Origin of the sequence: Butyricicoccus sp. (genome assembly GCF_050872565.1) — a bacterium.
Lineage (GTDB): Bacteria > Bacillota > Clostridia > Oscillospirales > Butyricicoccaceae > Butyricicoccus_A.
Genome location: NZ_JBNMHC010000012.1, coordinates 1 through 16,306 on the forward strand (window position 1 = coordinate 1; position 16,306 = coordinate 16,306).

General features: G+C 45.5%; 20 protein-coding genes. 11 read left to right on the forward strand and 9 right to left on the reverse strand.

The genetic code is table 11. The annotated features are described in order from the left end of the window. Window positions 1-129: 129 nt before the first annotated feature. Complete coding sequence (locus tag ACR0P9_RS01415; protein WP_432617065.1) at window positions 130-1,041, reverse strand: precorrin-6B methylase; 912 nt, start codon at window positions 1,039-1,041, stop codon at window positions 130-132. Window positions 1,042-1,272: 231 nt separating this feature from the next. On the opposite strand from ACR0P9_RS01415, the gene ACR0P9_RS01420 reads away from it, so the two are divergent. From ACR0P9_RS01420 to ACR0P9_RS01435, 4 genes are all read left to right on the forward strand, one after another. Continuing rightward, window positions 1,273-2,016, forward strand: a complete 744-nt coding sequence (locus ACR0P9_RS01420; RefSeq protein ID WP_432617066.1) for an alpha/beta fold hydrolase — start codon at window positions 1,273-1,275, stop codon at window positions 2,014-2,016. 166 nt (window positions 2,017-2,182) lie between these two features. Continuing rightward, window positions 2,183-3,034, forward strand: coding sequence for an amino acid ABC transporter substrate-binding protein (locus ACR0P9_RS01425; protein WP_432617067.1), 852 nt, complete (start codon window positions 2,183-2,185; stop codon window positions 3,032-3,034). A gap of 82 nt (window positions 3,035-3,116) precedes the next feature. Then, window positions 3,117-3,770 (forward strand): amino acid ABC transporter permease, encoded by a 654-nt coding sequence (locus ACR0P9_RS01430; RefSeq protein WP_432617068.1) that lies wholly within the window; start codon window positions 3,117-3,119, stop codon window positions 3,768-3,770. A gap of 16 nt (window positions 3,771-3,786) precedes the next feature. Continuing rightward, window positions 3,787-4,533 carry an amino acid ABC transporter ATP-binding protein gene (locus ACR0P9_RS01435; RefSeq protein WP_432617069.1) on the forward strand — a complete coding sequence of 249 codons (747 nt, stop codon included), beginning with the start codon at window positions 3,787-3,789 and terminating at the stop codon, window positions 4,531-4,533. Window positions 4,534-4,575: 42 nt separating this feature from the next. On the opposite strand, the gene ACR0P9_RS01440 is transcribed toward ACR0P9_RS01435, so the two are convergent. Beyond that, a complete protein-coding gene (locus ACR0P9_RS01440) occupies window positions 4,576-4,917 on the reverse strand; it encodes a winged helix-turn-helix transcriptional regulator (RefSeq protein ID WP_432617070.1) in 342 nt (113 codons plus the stop codon). A 159-nt stretch (window positions 4,918-5,076) separates the two neighbouring features. On the opposite strand from ACR0P9_RS01440, the gene ACR0P9_RS01445 reads away from it, so the two are divergent. The 4 genes from ACR0P9_RS01445 (at window position 5,077) to ACR0P9_RS01460 (ending at window position 7,923) form a co-directional block, all read left to right on the forward strand. After that, a complete protein-coding gene (locus tag ACR0P9_RS01445) occupies window positions 5,077-6,048 on the forward strand; it encodes a YybH family protein (protein WP_432617071.1) in 972 nt (323 codons plus the stop codon). Between the two features lie 43 nt (window positions 6,049-6,091). Continuing rightward, the gene (acgA, locus tag ACR0P9_RS01450) at window positions 6,092-6,232 is read left to right on the forward strand and encodes an ACGX-repeat peptide (RefSeq protein ID WP_432617072.1); all 141 of its coding nucleotides are present in this window, start codon (window positions 6,092-6,094) and stop codon (window positions 6,230-6,232) included. Between the two features lie 66 nt (window positions 6,233-6,298). Next, entirely contained in the window at window positions 6,299-7,339 is a 1,041-nt protein-coding gene (gene acgM, locus ACR0P9_RS01455) for a radical SAM/SPASM domain protein, ACGX system (RefSeq protein ID WP_432617073.1), read from the forward strand. Between the two features lie 5 nt (window positions 7,340-7,344). Then, complete coding sequence (locus ACR0P9_RS01460; RefSeq protein WP_432617084.1) at window positions 7,345-7,923, forward strand: nitroreductase family protein; 579 nt, start codon at window positions 7,345-7,347, stop codon at window positions 7,921-7,923. Between the two features lie 50 nt (window positions 7,924-7,973). Here the strand turns inward: ACR0P9_RS01460 and ACR0P9_RS01465 are convergent, their stop codons facing one another. After that, on the reverse strand, window positions 7,974-8,822 hold the full coding sequence (locus ACR0P9_RS01465) for a patatin-like phospholipase family protein (protein WP_432617074.1): 849 nt from the start codon (window positions 8,820-8,822) through the stop codon (window positions 7,974-7,976). A 114-nt stretch (window positions 8,823-8,936) separates the two neighbouring features. On the opposite strand from ACR0P9_RS01465, the gene ACR0P9_RS01470 reads away from it, so the two are divergent. Next, a complete protein-coding gene (locus ACR0P9_RS01470) occupies window positions 8,937-9,455 on the forward strand; it encodes a beta-class carbonic anhydrase (protein ID WP_432617075.1) in 519 nt (172 codons plus the stop codon). A gap of 143 nt (window positions 9,456-9,598) precedes the next feature. Continuing rightward, entirely contained in the window at window positions 9,599-10,234 is a 636-nt protein-coding gene (locus ACR0P9_RS01475; RefSeq protein ID WP_432617076.1) for a LacI family DNA-binding transcriptional regulator, read from the forward strand. 120 nt (window positions 10,235-10,354) lie between these two features. Here ACR0P9_RS01475 and ACR0P9_RS01480 read toward each other — a convergent pair whose 3' ends face one another. The 3 genes from ACR0P9_RS01480 to ACR0P9_RS01490 form a co-directional block, all read right to left on the reverse strand. Continuing rightward, window positions 10,355-11,032, reverse strand: a complete 678-nt coding sequence (locus ACR0P9_RS01480; protein ID WP_432617077.1) for a hypothetical protein — start codon at window positions 11,030-11,032, stop codon at window positions 10,355-10,357. Between the two features lie 170 nt (window positions 11,033-11,202). Continuing rightward, on the reverse strand, window positions 11,203-12,141 hold the full coding sequence (locus ACR0P9_RS01485) for an AEC family transporter (RefSeq protein ID WP_432617078.1): 939 nt from the start codon (window positions 12,139-12,141) through the stop codon (window positions 11,203-11,205). Window positions 12,142-12,147: 6 nt separating this feature from the next. Continuing rightward, complete coding sequence (locus ACR0P9_RS01490; RefSeq protein ID WP_432617079.1) at window positions 12,148-12,894, reverse strand: RsmE family RNA methyltransferase; 747 nt, start codon at window positions 12,892-12,894, stop codon at window positions 12,148-12,150. A 176-nt stretch (window positions 12,895-13,070) separates the two neighbouring features. On the opposite strand from ACR0P9_RS01490, the gene ACR0P9_RS01495 reads away from it, so the two are divergent. After that, window positions 13,071-13,529 carry a divergent PAP2 family protein gene (locus ACR0P9_RS01495; protein WP_432617080.1) on the forward strand — a complete coding sequence of 153 codons (459 nt, stop codon included), beginning with the start codon at window positions 13,071-13,073 and terminating at the stop codon, window positions 13,527-13,529. A 38-nt stretch (window positions 13,530-13,567) separates the two neighbouring features. Here ACR0P9_RS01495 and ACR0P9_RS01500 read toward each other — a convergent pair whose 3' ends face one another. The 3 genes from ACR0P9_RS01500 to ACR0P9_RS01510 form a co-directional block, all read right to left on the reverse strand. Continuing rightward, on the reverse strand, window positions 13,568-13,993 hold the full coding sequence (locus ACR0P9_RS01500) for an EamA family transporter (protein WP_432617081.1): 426 nt from the start codon (window positions 13,991-13,993) through the stop codon (window positions 13,568-13,570). A gap of 15 nt (window positions 13,994-14,008) precedes the next feature. Further along, window positions 14,009-15,532, reverse strand: coding sequence for an AAA family ATPase (locus tag ACR0P9_RS01505; RefSeq protein WP_432617082.1), 1,524 nt, complete (start codon window positions 15,530-15,532; stop codon window positions 14,009-14,011). Between the two features lie 6 nt (window positions 15,533-15,538). Continuing rightward, window positions 15,539-16,306: vWA domain-containing protein (locus tag ACR0P9_RS01510; protein ID WP_432617083.1), on the reverse strand; the 768-nt coding region annotated here is incomplete at its 5' end.

The following is a 16,306-nucleotide window of genomic DNA, read 5'->3' on the forward strand; positions in this document are numbered from 1 at the left end:
ACCGTACATTTTCGCAGTTTTGAACAGGCGCACGCCGATGCGCAGCGTCTGCTCGAACAGGCATAATAAAAAGGCAGAGCATGGTGGATGCAATCACCGTGCTCTGCCTGATTTTTTGATAAAAATAAATTAGCCCTCTCCATTTGCCTTGCCGGAAATGATCCACGGCGCAGGCTGGGTTTCAAAGTTGTGCTTGTGATTGAGATGAGAAACGGCAATCTGAATGATCTCTACGTCAATGATGCCCATCTTCTTGCACAGGTCGGACATGCTGGCAGCAACGCCAAAGTCCAAAGTATAGATGACAAATTCCATGTTTGGATTGAGCTTGAGCAGACATGCCATTTCCTGCTCCATGCTGGCGGATGCAACAAGCATCGTCACATCAGGAACCGGCAGATCTTTGAAGGTCTCGGCATCGACATGATCGACAATGGCAACATTGTTCAGACCAAACTGGCTGACGTTGTCCTCCAGCGTCTTTCTGTCATGCTTGTTGTACTCAACCGCAATGACGGTGCCCTCTGCTGCGAGATTGGCTGCCTCTACAGCGATAGACTCGCCAGAAATGACACAGATATTCTTCTGTACATCAATCTGCATCTTACTCAGAAGAACAGCACGAATCTCTGCGCCAACGTAACGGACAGAGCCGTAAGCAAAGGACTGATTGCTCATGCCGAAACGGAACGTGCTGCGCGCATTTGGATTGAGAATCAGCATACCGGCAGAGGCGTTGATGCCGCGATCCATCATGTCATAGACCTTATTCTGCTTGATCGGACCGGATGGCTCACTGCCTTCATTGTAGATGACTGTACATTCGCCCAGACCGGCGTTGAACATGCGGTAGAAGATGTCTGGATGACCTGCCTCGGTAAATACGAGGGTAGAACGATGCGACTCTACCGTTGGAATGAGATTCTTATTCTTTCGGGTAATATCCAGAATTTTGACACGCTCTAAATCAACATCCGCCTGATCGGAAAAATACTGAAGCCATGCCAGAATGTGGGCATTGGTAAAAAGATTGTTTTCCATAATAAAAACAACTCCTTTGCGCTTGATTTTCTATATCATACCATACTTTTGTGATAAATGCACGAGTCATTCGCAAAAAACATATATTTTTTGTGTGAAGTTGGAAAAATACTTGGATATTTGCGAAAAGATGTATCGATAGCGCAGTAATTCTGGAAAACCAGAACAATCTGTGGTAAACTAATTCTGAATATCACAAGAGGTGTGCAAAGAGGAGAAAACATAGATCGTATGAGTAAAAGACAAAGATTGCTTTGGCCGATCAATGCGATGGTTTTGAGCTTGATTATTATTTGCGTGATTTCTATGGGCAGATATATTCATGATTATTACCATGCAACGGCGGAAGCACAAGCGGTTTTAGAACAATCGGAAGTAACCGTGGAACAAATCAACAGCCGAACCATTGCGTTTGTACCGGAACAGCCCAAAGCGGCACTCGTTTTTTATCCGGGAGGAAAGGTCGAGTATACGGCCTATGCGCCGCTCATGCAGGAGCTGTCCAAACAAGGATTTCTCTGCCTGCTGGAAAAAATGCCGCTGAATCTTGCGGTATTGGACATCACAGCAGCGGATGGCTTACGGGAAAAATTCCCGGAGATTGAGAAGTGGTACATCGGCGGACATTCTTTGGGCGGCGCCATGGCGGCGATTTATGCGTCCAGACATGCCGATGAACTGGATGGATTGGTATTGCTCGGCGGATATTCGACAACCGATTTGCGGCGAACAAAGCTGAAGGCGCTGTGTATTTATGGCAGTAATGATCGCGTGATGAATCGCGAAAAATATCAAAATTACAAATCCAATTTGCCAACACAATATGTGGAGACCGTCATTAGCGGCGGTAATCATGCATATTTTGGCAGCTATGGAGAACAAAAAGGAGACGGCACAGCAAGCATCACCAATGATGAGCAAATGGCCGTGACCGCGAGCATTTGCCGCAGCATCTTCTTAGAAGGCGATGATTGACACAACGAGAGACTTTGCTGCTATAGAGCTGTATTTTGATAAAATATTAAAGCAAAATCGCAATTACATATTGACTTTATCGTGCTAAAAGAATAAAATATAACATGTACTTGGCATCAACGCTTGAGTGCGTTTTGCCTATCATGAACTTTTAGGAGAAAGAAATATGAAACTGAAAAGAATTGCAGCCATGATGATGGCTGGCGTGATGTGTATTGGTTTACTGGCAGGATGCGGCGGCTCATCTCAGACGGCATCGACGGATCCGAAGGATCGCACGCAGCTGACCGTTGGTTTTGACGCAGAGTTCCCGCCGTATGGCTATAAGAACGGCGATGATTATGAAGGCTTTGATTTGGATCTGGCACAGGCTGTTTGCGATTACTACGGCTGGAAGCTGGTTAAGCAGCCGATTGACTGGGATTCCAAGGATATGGAATTGAATGGCGGTTCCATTGACTGCATTTGGAACGGATTTACCATGAATGGCCGCGAGGATGATTACACTTGGTCTGAGCCGTACATTAAAAATTCTCAGGTAGTTGTTGTTAAGAAGGATTCCAACATTGCAAGCATTGACAATCTGTCCGGTGTCATTTTGGATGTACAGGCAGATTCTTCTGCACTGGCAGCTCTGCAAGGCGATGATGCAACTGAAGTTGGCAAGAAGATCGCATCTACGGTTAGCCAGTTGGTGCAGGTATCCAACTATAACACCGCATTTATGGACTTGGAATCCGGCGCTGCAAACGCTATCGCAATGGACGTTGGCGTTGCCAATTATGAGATTGCAAACCGTGGCGCAGATAAGTACACCATTCTGGATCAGGAGATTTCTGCTGAGCAGTATGCAGTTGGCTTCAAGAAGGGCAATGACACCCTGCGCGATCAGGTACAGGCAGCACTGGATGCACTGGAAAAAGACGGCACTCTGGAAAAGATTGTCAAGGAATGGTCCGAGAAGGACAATGGAGCATACAATTTCCTGTCTGAAACTTGGTGCATGAACAAGCAGTAACACTCGCTTGGTTTTGTTAACAGAGCGGCGGAGAATCAATTTCCGCCGCTTTTTATTTCAATCATAAGAAAGAGGGCACACGATGCAATACTTCATTTCTGTTGTGCAGGAGATTAGCGCAGGTATTTCTTCTTCGCTGCTGCTGTTCGTCCTGACGTTAATTTTTTCCATGCCGCTCGGCTTGCTGGTATGTTTTGGACGTATGTCTAAAATCAAGCCGCTGTCCATGGTATTTGGCTTTATCATTTCCGTTCTGCGCGGCACACCGCTGATGCTGCAGCTGGTTGTTGTATTTTTTGGTCCATATTATGTGTTTGGCATGAATGTCTCCAACACGTGGCGATTCTGGGCTGCTATTGTCGGTTTTTCTATCAACTATGCAGCATATTTTGCAGAAATCTATCGTTCCGGCATTCAGTCCATTCCAAAGGGACAGTACGAAGCCGCAGAAGTTTTGGGATATACCAAGACACAGACCTTCTGCAAGATTATTTTTCCGCAGATGGTAAAGCGTGTACTTCCGCCGGTTACCAATGAAATTATTACATTGACAAAGGATACGTCTCTGGCGTTTGTTCTGGCATATGCAGAGATGTTTACGCTGGCAAAGCAGGTTGCAGCGTCCGATGCTTCTATCGCACCGCTGTTCGTTGCCGGTCTGTTCTACTACGTATTTAACTACGTGGTTGCATTTGTCATGGAGCGTTTGGAACGCAAGCTCGCTTATTACCAGTAAAGGAGGAAACGATACGATGAAACTGCTGGAAATCAATCACTTGAAAAAATATTTCGGGGAACTGGAAGTTTTAAAGGATATTTCGATGAGTGTAGAAGAAGGCGAAGTTGTCTCCATTATCGGTCCGTCTGGTTCTGGTAAATCGACACTGCTTCGCTGTGCCACAATGCTGGAAACCATGAACGGCGGAGATTTGATTTATGGCGGCACGGCGGCAGTAAAAGACGGTACCTATGCCGGAAAAGAGCAGCTCGCGAAAATCAAAGAATTTTACGGTTTGGTATTTCAGAACTTCAATTTATTCCCGCATTATTCTGTCATGAAGAATCTGATTGATGCACCGGTTCATGTGCAGAAGCGCGATAAAAATGAAATGCTGGAAGAAGCAAAAAAATTGCTGGAAGATGTCGGCTTGGCAGATAAGGCAGATGCTTATCCCTGTCAGCTTTCCGGCGGTCAGCAGCAGCGCGTTGCCATTGCGCGTGCGCTGGCCATGCATCCACAGATGCTGTTCTTTGATGAGCCGACTTCTGCACTTGACCCAGAGCTGACAACAGAAGTTCTGAAAATTCTGCGTCAGCTGGCAGAAAAGAAAATGACGATGGTCATTGTAACGCATGAGATTGACTTTGCCCGCGCTGTATCCGACCGCGTTATCTTTATGGCAGACGGATATATTGTAGAAGAGGGTGCACCGGCAGATGTCATTGACAATCCGCAGAATCCGCGCACACAGGCTTTCCTACGAAAAGTACAGAGATAAAATATTTATTACCTATGAGAAAAGCGTATGGTCTCAATGAGATCATACGCTTTTTTGTTCATGTAATTGCTGTTTATAGGAGATACCCCATGTTTCCATTGCTTTGATAATCGGGCGCATCGATTCGCCAAGCTCACTGAGAGAATATACTACCTTGGGTGGAACCTCGGGATAGACAGTCCGAGTGATAATCCCGTCTGTCTCCATAGAGCGGAGGCTATCTGTTAGAACCTTTTGGCTGATACCATGGAGATCTTTTTTTAATTCATTGAATCGCCAAGGGCGAGCGAGTAAATTGCGCAAAATCAGCAATTTCCATTTGCTTCCGATAAGAGAAACTGTTGTTGCCACCGGACAAGCTGGCATTTCCTTTTTTGTTACCACGATAACGCCTCCTTTTCTATTATTATACTGAATCGCTGGTAAAATTACAAGGTTATAAAAAGGTGACCGAGTAATAGAAAAGTGCGTACTTGTTTGGATCACGGAGGACAGGTATAATCATCCTTGTCAGAACAAGGACACATACAATAGGAGGCTATTATGAAGAAAAGAAAACTTGCTATTTTGTTATCCGCTGCGATGACGGTATCGCTGCTGGCTGCCTGCGGCACACAGAATACCAATTCTGCATCAACAGAAGGGTCTGCCGGAAGTGCGGCGGTAGCAGCTGCTGATACAGAGAAAACAGCAGATACTTCTAAGGATGAAGCAGCAATTCGCGCGCGACTGACTGCATACCGCACGGCGTTGGCAAAATCCGATCCCAACGAAGTGGTTAAGAATTATACGTCTGATGGCGTTGTTATGGGACCGGGTTCTCCGACTGCAATTGGAGAACAGTTGGCAGATACGTATGCGGGGATTTTTAGCAATGTCGATCTGAATTTGGACTTTACACTGGCCAATATGGTAATTGGAGATACATACGCTGTTGTACAATCTACATCAGACGGTACAGCAACGGTTAAAGCAACCGGAGAGACTGCGCCGGAGCAGAACAGAGAGCTATTTGTTTTAGAAAAAACAGATGGAGATTGGAAGATTGCCCGATATATGTACAACAAAATGGATGTTTTGACTCCAGCGGATCACACAGAAATCGCAGAAAATACAACAAGCGGCAGCACGGCGCAGGATGAAGAACAGGTCAAAACATTGATTGCAGCGACGTACCGAGATGCCTTGGCGGCAGGAGATGCAGATGCGATTACTGATGCCTTTGCGGAGGATGGCGTTGTTATGCCGCCGGAAGGCGCGACATATCGCGGAGAAGACGCAGTAAAAGAAAATTATGAAGCGATTTGCAGCTCGGTTGCATTGGATCTTCAATTTTCCATTGATGAAGTCGTTTTGGACGGCGACTATGGATTCGTTCGTTCTACTTCAGACGGCACAGCAACGGTAAAGGCAGACAATAGCTCTGCACAAGAAGTCAATCGAGAATTGTGGGTTGTTCACAAGGTCGATGGACAGTGGAAAATTGCATTTTATATGTATAATAAGATGTCTTAATCTTGTTATAAATTCTATGATATAACAAAAAGGAGAAAAAACAATGGCACTTTCCAATTTATTCGCATGGAATCAGAAAACAGAAACAGCAGTAAGCACGGCTTGCGGTACAGCGTGCGGAGCAGGTGATGAACAGAAAAAGCCGACAGCTTGCGGCTCTGCCTGCGGCGCAGGAGACAAGTAAATAGCAAAATACGCCTCAGTTTGTTCTGGGGCGTATTTTCTAAACAATTTCACAATAGGAGAACATATGAAACAATATTTTTCTTTTCAATGGCATATTACAGACGACTGCGATCAGCGATGCAAACACTGTTATATTTTTTCCGAACACTGTGATAAAACACTGGATGCAATGTCTTGGGAGCAAATAAAAAAGACATTTGATAATTGCTTAGATTTTTGCCGTGTGTATCATCGTCTGCCATATTTTTATATTACCGGTGGAGATCCAATTTTGCATCCGGATTTTTGGAAGCTGCTAGCGCTATGCAAGCAGCATGACATTCCATTTACGATTTTGGGCAATCCATTTCATTTGACGGATACCGTTTGTCAAAAGCTGAAAACATATGGCTGTGAAAAATATCAGCTTTCTATTGATGGATTAAAAGATACACACGACTGGTTTCGTAAACCGGGCAGCTTTGAGACAACACTGGAGAAAATTGCTTGCATCAATCGTGCGGGAATTCGTTCCGTTGTGATGACAACAGTTTCCGGCAAAAATATAGAAGAAATTCCTGCTATCATGGATACTGTTGTTGAAGCGGGAGCCAATGTCTATGCGTTTGCACGATATTGTCCTACCAGCCAAGAAAAGGACAGCAACATAGAGCCGATGCGATACCGCAAGTTGTTAGAAGATTGTGATAAAAAAATGAAACAATATCAGGCGGCTGGATGTAAAACATATTTCAATAAAAAAGATCACTTGTGGACGCTGTATGAATACGAAACAGGAGAATTTCATATACCGGATTTGGCTAAAACGGGCATGATTTACGGCGGATGCAACTGCGGAAACTGTCATTTGACGATTCTTCCGAATGGAGATGTCTATGCTTGTCGGCGCGTGCAGAACAGCCGCGTGGGTAATGTACTGACAGACCGGCTATCTGCACTTTGGTCTGGTTCTATGGAGACGTATCGAGAATATACGCAGTTCAAGAAATGTGCCAAGTGTGAGCTGCTTGCTTATTGCCGAGGATGTCCCGCAGTGGCAAGCAGTAAGACCGGAGATTTTTACGCGGCTGATCCGCAGTGCTGGAAGGAGATTGAAGGATTTTGAGTGATGTGTTGAAAACAATTCTGCATCGGAGAAGCATCAGGCGGTTTGAGCAAGAGCAAATCGCAGAAGATGCATTACAAGATATTTTGCAAGCGGGACTATATGCGCCGAGCGCAGGCGGGAGACAAGGCGTAATTTTTGCCGTGTGTCAAAATCAATCGGTCAATGAACGACTGGGAAAAATCAAACGTGCTAATTCTCATCCGCATATGGCGACAGAAACAAGCTATGTATCCAAAGAACAGCCGAGCATTGCCGATGACCCAACAATTACCAACGCATTTTATGATGCACCGACGGTTATCACGCTGTTTGCGCCAAAAAATTTTTTGTTTTCTGTGGATGATTGTGCGGTTGCGGCTGAAAATATGATGTTAGTCGCAGATGAATTGGGGATTGGCTCTTGCTATATTGGACAGGGATGGACAGCATTTGCCGATCCATATGGACAGGATATTTTGCGGCAATGGAACATTCCGCATGGGTATTATGCAGTGATGCAGGTTTTGCTGGGATACTCAAAAGAGCATGATGCACATCCGGCTTCAAAACCGAGAAAAAGTCATAGAATTCTGCGCTTTTGACAAAAAAGAAAGCATTTCTCCAAGTGGAAAAACGCTCTCTGAAATAGAAGCTAAGCCAAGAATGCTTGTACTTCCGCGAGTTTTGCTTCACCGGCTTTTCTGCCGAGATCATAGACGCGCTTGAGTTCCGCCGGGTCATGCTCTACCTGCTTAATGTTAAGCGGTGCTTCCGGACGGATGACACAGACATCGCCCTGCTGTTCGAGCAGACGGACATAAGCCGTGGTTTGATTGTACATGTCGTGCCGCACTTCTAGGGCATGAATCACTTCCGGATAGTTGCGCAGGGCAATGCGCAGCAGAGGAAGCATCTTGTTTTTGTGCTTGATATAGTCCAAAGGTTGGGTCAAAACAATAACATTTTTGTTGTATCCCAGCTCCTGAAATTTACGAATCGGAATGGAATCGGAAATACCGCCGTCCAACAGCTGATAGCCATCGACTTCTACAATCCGAGACACCATCGGCATGGAAGCAGAAGCACGCATCCAAGTAATATCAGAGTCTCTTCCGGTCGGACAGCTGTGATAAACCGGCTTGCCGGTTTTCAAATCGGTGCAAACCACGTAAAACTCCATTGGATTTTTTTCATATGTGTCTGTGTCGAACAGGTCTAATTTGTTTGGAATTTCATGGTAACAGAACTCTGCACCATATAAATCGCCGGTTTTCAGCAGAGAACGAAAGCTGGCGTATCGAGGATCTTTACAAAATTTGGTGTTGTAGCGCAAAACGCGGCCAATTTGCTGGGACTTGTAATTACAGCCGAATACGGCACCGGCGGAGACGCCGATTGCACCGTCAAACGTCACGTGGTTTTCCATCAAAACATCCATGACACCAGCGGTGAACAGTCCGCGCATTGCGCCGCCTTCCAGAATCAATCCTTTTTTTGTCATATGAAATACCTGTACTTTCTAAGATTTTTTCATGCACCTATTATACAACCATTTTCTTGACAAAGCAAATATCTCATATTATCATAGATACAACAAGAAACGAGGTGCTTGAGAATGAGTCTTACAAAACCGGGAGAGAAAATTGTCATTGTCACCTGTATGGATATGCGGCTTGATCCGAAGAATTTTCCAGGATTGGAGCAAAGCAAGTCATATGTCATTAGAAATGCCGGCGGCAGAGCCAACGAGGAAACCATTCGTTCGCTTGTTGTGGCGCATAAATTCCAAGGTGCACAGGCGATTTTCGTCATTCAGCACACAGACTGCGGCATGATGAATTTTACCAATGAGATTCTCTGTGATTTGTTAGAGGAAAGCTTGCAGACCGCAAAGCACGGAGAGCATGGCTGGTATAATCCGATCAAAGAGGGTGGCAGCCGTGCTGGACAGTATATCAACTTCCAGCCGATTCAAAATCTGGAGCAAAGTGTGACAGATGATGTCACGTATATTCGCAATCATCCGTTGATTTCCAAGCGACTGCCGATTTACGGTTATATTTACGATGTCAAAACCGGTGAACTGCATCCGGTAGAACAGGCCAATGCCATTGGACAGGCGATAGAAAAATGAAAAAAGCAACAGTTTTTGTTGAGAAATCGGCAAAAACTGTTGCTTTTTTGCGCAAAAACTCTGGACAGCGGTGCAAAACAACGATATAATAGTAAAACGATAGGAAAACTGATATTTCAAGTATACTGCGGATGGAGAGTGCTATGTCAATCAAACACATTGCGCGGATTGCTGGTGTATCTCCGGCAACCGTTTCACGCGTGCTGAATAACCCAAATTATCATTGTTCATCGGAAGAAATGCGGACAGCCATTTTACAAGCTGCTCGGCAGCTGCACTATGTTCCGAATGAAGCGGCAAGAAATCTGAAAAAAGGAACTGTTACGCCGCCAAAGCTGCGATGTCTTGGCATTTTGGTCACACAGGGCCAAGAAGGAGTGGAACCATTTTTTCAGGAACTAGTGATCTTTTTGGAAAGAGAAATTCGCCACAGAGGCTGCGTGTTGTCTCAAATTTGGTATCGACCGGAATTCTTGGCAGAAATAGACCGAAATCAGCTAGATGGACTGCTTGTTGTCGGAACATGCAGCAGACGAAGAATGAACGCACTGAGAGAACAGTATCGAAATGTCGTGGCGGTCAATCGAAATTCTGCTAATGATACTGTAGATGAGGTGTTGTGCGATACCGAGGAAGGCTTTGCAGAAGCGGCACGATATGCGCTGCTGCTGTTGCTGGATCGTATAGACGGCGGCCATACATCGGTGACGAGAATGAAGGTAGAGCCACAGCTCATTTGCCGAGAAAAAGATTCTGCTGTTGAAGAAAACGTGGGATAGCAGGATAGAATAAAGAAAGACTTGACAAGTAAACGATCGTTTGATTATCCCATATAAAAATGGCAAAGAAAACCCTCCGAATCTGAAGAAAAATTAACTCAACAGAAACGGAGGGTTACTTTATTGTGCTTGTTCGACAGAGCACTCTACACTTTGTGCTGTAGAATCGTATGTGAGTTCTACCTGTTTTTGTGTAGAATGGTCTATATAGCATTTGGTGTTGAAATATTCATCATCGAGTTCGTAACCGATACCCTCAAGTTCCTTGATGTATTGTCTATAATCACTCGATGTTATTCCGTATGATGTAACACTAACGCTGGTATCATAGTCATCTACTTCAACATAATCAGATGAAATCATAGGTACGTTCTCAAGCAACGCATTGTTTGAGGTTTGTTTAGCTGGTGTTGTGTCCGTATCTTCCGTATAGTTCTTAGATTTGAAGTCATAAGAGACTGTGTGAATCATATCGTCATCTATATATTTTATAATGGCAATATCTGGCGTAAGAAGGTTATAGAAACTTATATCCTGCATGTAGAATATTCCACCGTAATAGTAGCACGGTTGCTTAGTGGATGTGTCACCAGGACGGGTCAATACAACCGAGTTAACATACGCGCTTAACGGTGAATCCTTAACTTCAGATACGTCATCGTCGCTTAACGACAATAATTCTTTAGTGCGATCTAGTTCCTCCTGTCGTTGTTCCTCGGTCACGCCAGATTTTTGTGTAAATGTTAAATCAAGTTCAACAATCGTGTAATCGGAATTATTTGTGTATTCCATAAGCACGCGTCGATTCTCATCTACAACGCCAGTATCAACTCGCCAATCTAATTGATCGATTTTAGGGTAGGCTGTCAAGCAGGAAAATGAATACGCCGTCGGCGATCGAAAGTCGATGGAAGCCGGCGGCGGAAAGTATTTAAACTTTATTCAGATTGTTCTGCGAAAGAAATAATTCAAATCAATCCGCAGCTTTTCAAAATAAAAATCCAGGAAAACAGCGTGATGACAGAAAAAGCGGTGCTTGCCACGACCAATTCTCCGGCGAGTGCACCGTCGCCGCCCATATTGGCAGCCATTGGATAGGAAGCAGCTGCAACCGGTGTGGCGAACATGGTCAGATAGACAAATCGGCTGACCGGTTCAAAATCCAATACCATCGTTACACACAACATGCAGGCGGGAAGCAGCAGTAACTTAATGATAAGCGTTGGAATCAGATACTTCGCGTGATCCAGCATAGAAGAAAACCGCAGCGTACTGCCCAAAATAAATAGTGCGAGCGGCGTTGTCAAGTCAGAAAACTGTGATACCGGCGTTTCAAGACAAGTAGGCAGATGAATGCCAAGTACAAGAAACACAAGTCCGACAAGCGCACCGAAAATCATGGGATTGGACAAAACACGCTTGAGAAGCGGCAGGATATGAATATCATCTCCGCGAAAATATTCCAAGATAATAATCGCGAAGATATTGTATATCGGAATAATAATCGCAATCATGGCGGAGGCGATAGCGGCACCTCGATCACCAAAGATATTGGTCGACAGCGGCAAAGCAAACAAGACAAAATTGCTCCGATAGATCGCCTGAATGATGACACCGCGCTTGGCGTTTTCCGTGACAATGCGCGGAACAGTCAAAAAAGCGAGCAAGATCGTTAGCAGAACGCTGATGACACTGACAAAAATCAATTGCTTATCCGGTGCAACCTGTGCTGCATGATGATACAGGTTGTAAAACATCATGACAGGGAAGAAAACGCGGAATACCATCTGATTCAGTCGGCGCATAAATGGCTCATCAACGATACCGGCTATGCGCACCAAGTATCCAAACGAGATATAGCACAGGAACGGAACAACGGCATTGATGGCAATGAGAATGTTATCCATGCAGCATCATTCCAGATTTCCTGTCAGCGTCATGACGGCAGAGAGAGCGGCCAGCGGTGCTGTCTCACAGCGGAGAATGCGCGGTCCTAAGCCGACTGTTTTTGCCCCTGCCTGTGCGGCGGCCTGTGCTTCTTCGGCAGCAAATCCGCCTTCTGAACCGGTTACAATCGCGATTTTTTGACGCTCGCCGGTGTGTGTTTTCGGCAGTTCTTCCAGCAGAGAACGCAGGGATGTTCCGCCGCATTCGTAGAAAAACAGAACGAGATCATACTGTGCCCAGTCGGCGCAAACGGCAGCAAAGTTTTTCAGCGGCATACATACCTGCGGCAAGATACCTCTGCCGCATTGCTTGGCAGCCTCAGCGGCAATGCGGTTGTAGCGGGTATTTTTTTGTTCTTCTTTTTTGGGAGCGGCAACGCAGTATCGGCTGAAAAATGGGATAAAGCGAGTGCAGCCCAATTCGACGCCGTGCTGAATGATTTCTTCCAATTTATCCTGTTTGGGGTATCCGGCGTACAGCGTGATGTCGATATTCGGCTCTGCTGTGCTTGGGTATCCCTCTTCTACGGAAAATTCGACAGCATCTTCCGAGAATCCGGTAATATGCGCGGTATATTCAACGGCATTTCCATCGCACAAGATGACGGTTTCACCGATTTTTGCCCGCATGACACGGGACAAATGATGGGCATCTTTTCCGCGCAGAAAGGCGGTTCCATCGGCAATTTCGGTTGTAAAATAACGGTGCGGCATATGTTCCACTCCTTTTTTGTATCAAAGTATTTCCTATAAACCATAGCATATTTTGCGTGTTCGTGCAATTGTATGTGCTAAGAAAAAGTTGATTTTGTCGTTTTTCGTGGAAAATACTAGAAAGATATGCTATACTCTCCAATGGACAAAAAAGAACAAAGGAGAAGAAACGTGACATGGAATATGTGATCGGATTAGTGTCAAATAAAGTTTTGATTTCTGCGATTGCGGCATGGTTTGTCGCGCAGGGATCGAAAATTTTGATTGATATAATAAAGGGGACGTTTACACTCAAACGCCTGTCCGGCGGAGGTGGAATGCCAAGTGCGCATTCGGCAACGGTGATTGGTCTGACAACGGCGACAGCAATTGTCTATGGAACAGGCGGGTTTGAGTTTCCGATGGCATTATTTTTTGCCATTATCGTCATGTATGATGCAGTCGGCGTTCGTTTGGAGACCGGAAAAGAGGCGAAAGCGCTCAATCAGCTGCGTCGCCGTGATTTGGAAGAAAGCAAACAGCCGGTTATGGAACAGGAACTGGAAGAAAAAATGGGACATACGATACCGGAAATTCTTGCGGGTATCGTGGTAGGTATTGTCGTTGCGATACTGATTTGCCATATTGTTCCATGAAGATAAAAACGGACAGCGATTTGCTGCCCGTTTTTTGTTTACTTGTTGATGAAATACAAGCCGATCAAACAGATGACAATGCCGATAACCTTGCTCAGGCTGATCGCTTCGTGATACAGCAGCCAACCGACGAAAAGCAGTGCACCGGCTACAAAGGCACTTTGCACAATAGTTAGGGTACTCACGGACCAGCCGACCTTGTATGCATAAATAAATCCAACTTCCAGACCGACGATGCACAGACCCAATAGAGCCGGTGCCCAGTTGGTTTTTCCGTATTCTGCCAATAAATTGCCATTTCGGCTGACGACAAAATATAAAATGGCAGAGCAAATCGTTCCGACAAAATAGGTAATTGTCATGGAAGCAAACGGATCCATAGAACTGGGAATGCCCTTAGCACAGACCTGATAGAAAATATTGGATAGAACAATGATGGCAAGCGGCCAGATATACGATACCATGGTATTTCTCCTTACTCATTCCAATACGGTCAAGAAACTGTGAATCTTTTTGATGTCTCCGAGCAGTTCCTGCTTTTGCTTGCCAATCATCAATTCTTTGTTGCAGCGTGTGTATGCTTCGCTGCCATTTTGACCGATGAACCAGGTGCAGAAGAAATTGGTGTTCAGCTCCGTGACAAAAACGACCATCTCTTGGCTTTTTCCGAAGGTTGTAGTCAGAAAAGCAAAGGCATTCTCCAGCATGGAAGAAGCCTGCTCGGTTTGCGCGTCCATCTCTGCGACTGCCTGCTGGAATCGCTCAGAGATTTTGGCAAAACCGTCTTCGTTGGAGCGAACGGATTCTGTGCGCAGTAAGTTGGCGTCAGACTCTAACGTTTGCGCGGCTTTCAAAATGGCAGAGACTTCCTGACGATCGACAGCGGAAGCCTTTTGGCGGGAGGCAAGGGTTTCTCGCTGGCGATTGGCTTCCTGCAAGAGAAGCTGTACCAAGTCATCCTGCTCTAAGCGCCGCTTGACAGATTTCAAACTTTCAAATACCGTCGTGATTTGCATGTCCCAATAATACGATGCAGAAAATGCACCGGTCAATTTTCCGATCAGCAGACCGATGACACTCAATCGTTCATCAAACGGAGCACTCTTCAGACGTTCGACCGCGGATGCTGGCAGCTTGCCTGCGAGAATTTCTTCTACATGATAATCCGACTGATATTTTTTGAATAAATCATAATAAGCGGCAAAATCCCGCGCAATGTTTGGGTGCTGAATATATTCAAGGATAACAGATTCGTCTATCGGCAGTTCTAGCTTCTCGCAGGTCAGAAGAAACTGCGAGAGATCTTCCCAGCCGCGGGCAGTGACAAAGGCTTGTCCGTCTACCGTTGTCTCAAAAGTATAAAAATGCTGCTTTTTGATGTCCAGATAGGACAGAATCGCAGGATGCATTTGTCTGCGATACGCATATTGCTTCCAGACCGCGTAATCTTCCTGCACATCAATGCGCTTGAGTCGGTCAAGAGTTACCACATCAAAATCGCGGACAGACTTGTTGTATTCCGGCGGGTTGCCTGCGGCAACGATGACCCAGCCGGATGGAACTTGATGACTGCCAAATGATTTTCGCTGCAAGAATTGCAGCATGGTCGGTGCCAGTGTTTCGGATACACAGTTGATTTCATCAATGAATAGAATACCCTCTTGCAGACCGGTTTCTTCGATTTTATCGTAAACCGAAGCGATGATTTCACTCATCGTGTATTCGGTGATGGTCATCTCTTTGCCGCCATACTTGCGTTTGGTCAGATAGGGAAGACCAATCGCACTTTGGCGGGTATGATGCGTAATCGTATATGATACCAAGCTGATACCGCATTCGCTGGCAGCCTGCTCCATAATCGCCGTTTTGCCGATGCCCGGAGGTCCCATCAGCAAAATCGGACGCTGATGCATTGCGGGAATCAGATACTGTCCATCTTCGTCTTTTGCCAAGTACGCTTTTACGGTACGAATAATTTCTTGCTTTGCTCGCAAAATGTTCATAATACATTACCTTCTTGTCAGGTCGGATTCACTTAAAATCAGTTTCATTGCCCATGGCGGAACGAGACGTTCGGCATAGGTGTTGTCAAAAAAGAGAAAGGCTACGTCATATGGCGGGCGTTTTTTCGGATACACGCCCACGCCGTCGGTAAAAAACAGCAGACCTTGCAGCTGCAATAGCTCGCCTCGTTGTTGTAGCTGCTCAATATAATCAAACACAGGACGAAAATCGGTATCGCCGTTGCCGCTGACGTCAAAGTGCTGCAGCATATCATGGAAATGCTCGGTATCCGTAATCTTGATGTCGGATTGAATGCCTGCATCGCATTGGATGATATGCACGTTGACGGAACGGAAAAAGCTGTTGCTGTCCAATAAAATCGTAACAGTTTCTTCGAGAAAATGTTTGACGAGTTCGCCGCTGCACGAACCGGAAGTGTCAATCGCAATGACAAAATCGCGGATTTTCTTGGATTCCCGATATTCCAATTCTTCCAGCATCGGCATGTTGGGATACAGCTGCATACTGTAGTTGTAAAAGCCGTAATCAAAGCTGTCTGGATCAACGCGGACTTCTTCACGCGTTACAGCAAACTTGCGCAAAAACGAACGATAATCATATCGCTGGCGGTTTTCGATTTGCAGTTGCTGCCGCAAATTTCCTGCCATCAAGTTGATGTCGCGCTGGATGGTTTCCATAGACGTCTGTGTTTTTTGGCTGATGTCCTGCCATTTTTGCTCCACTTCGTCTTTGTCAGGTGGTGGAGTGTCATC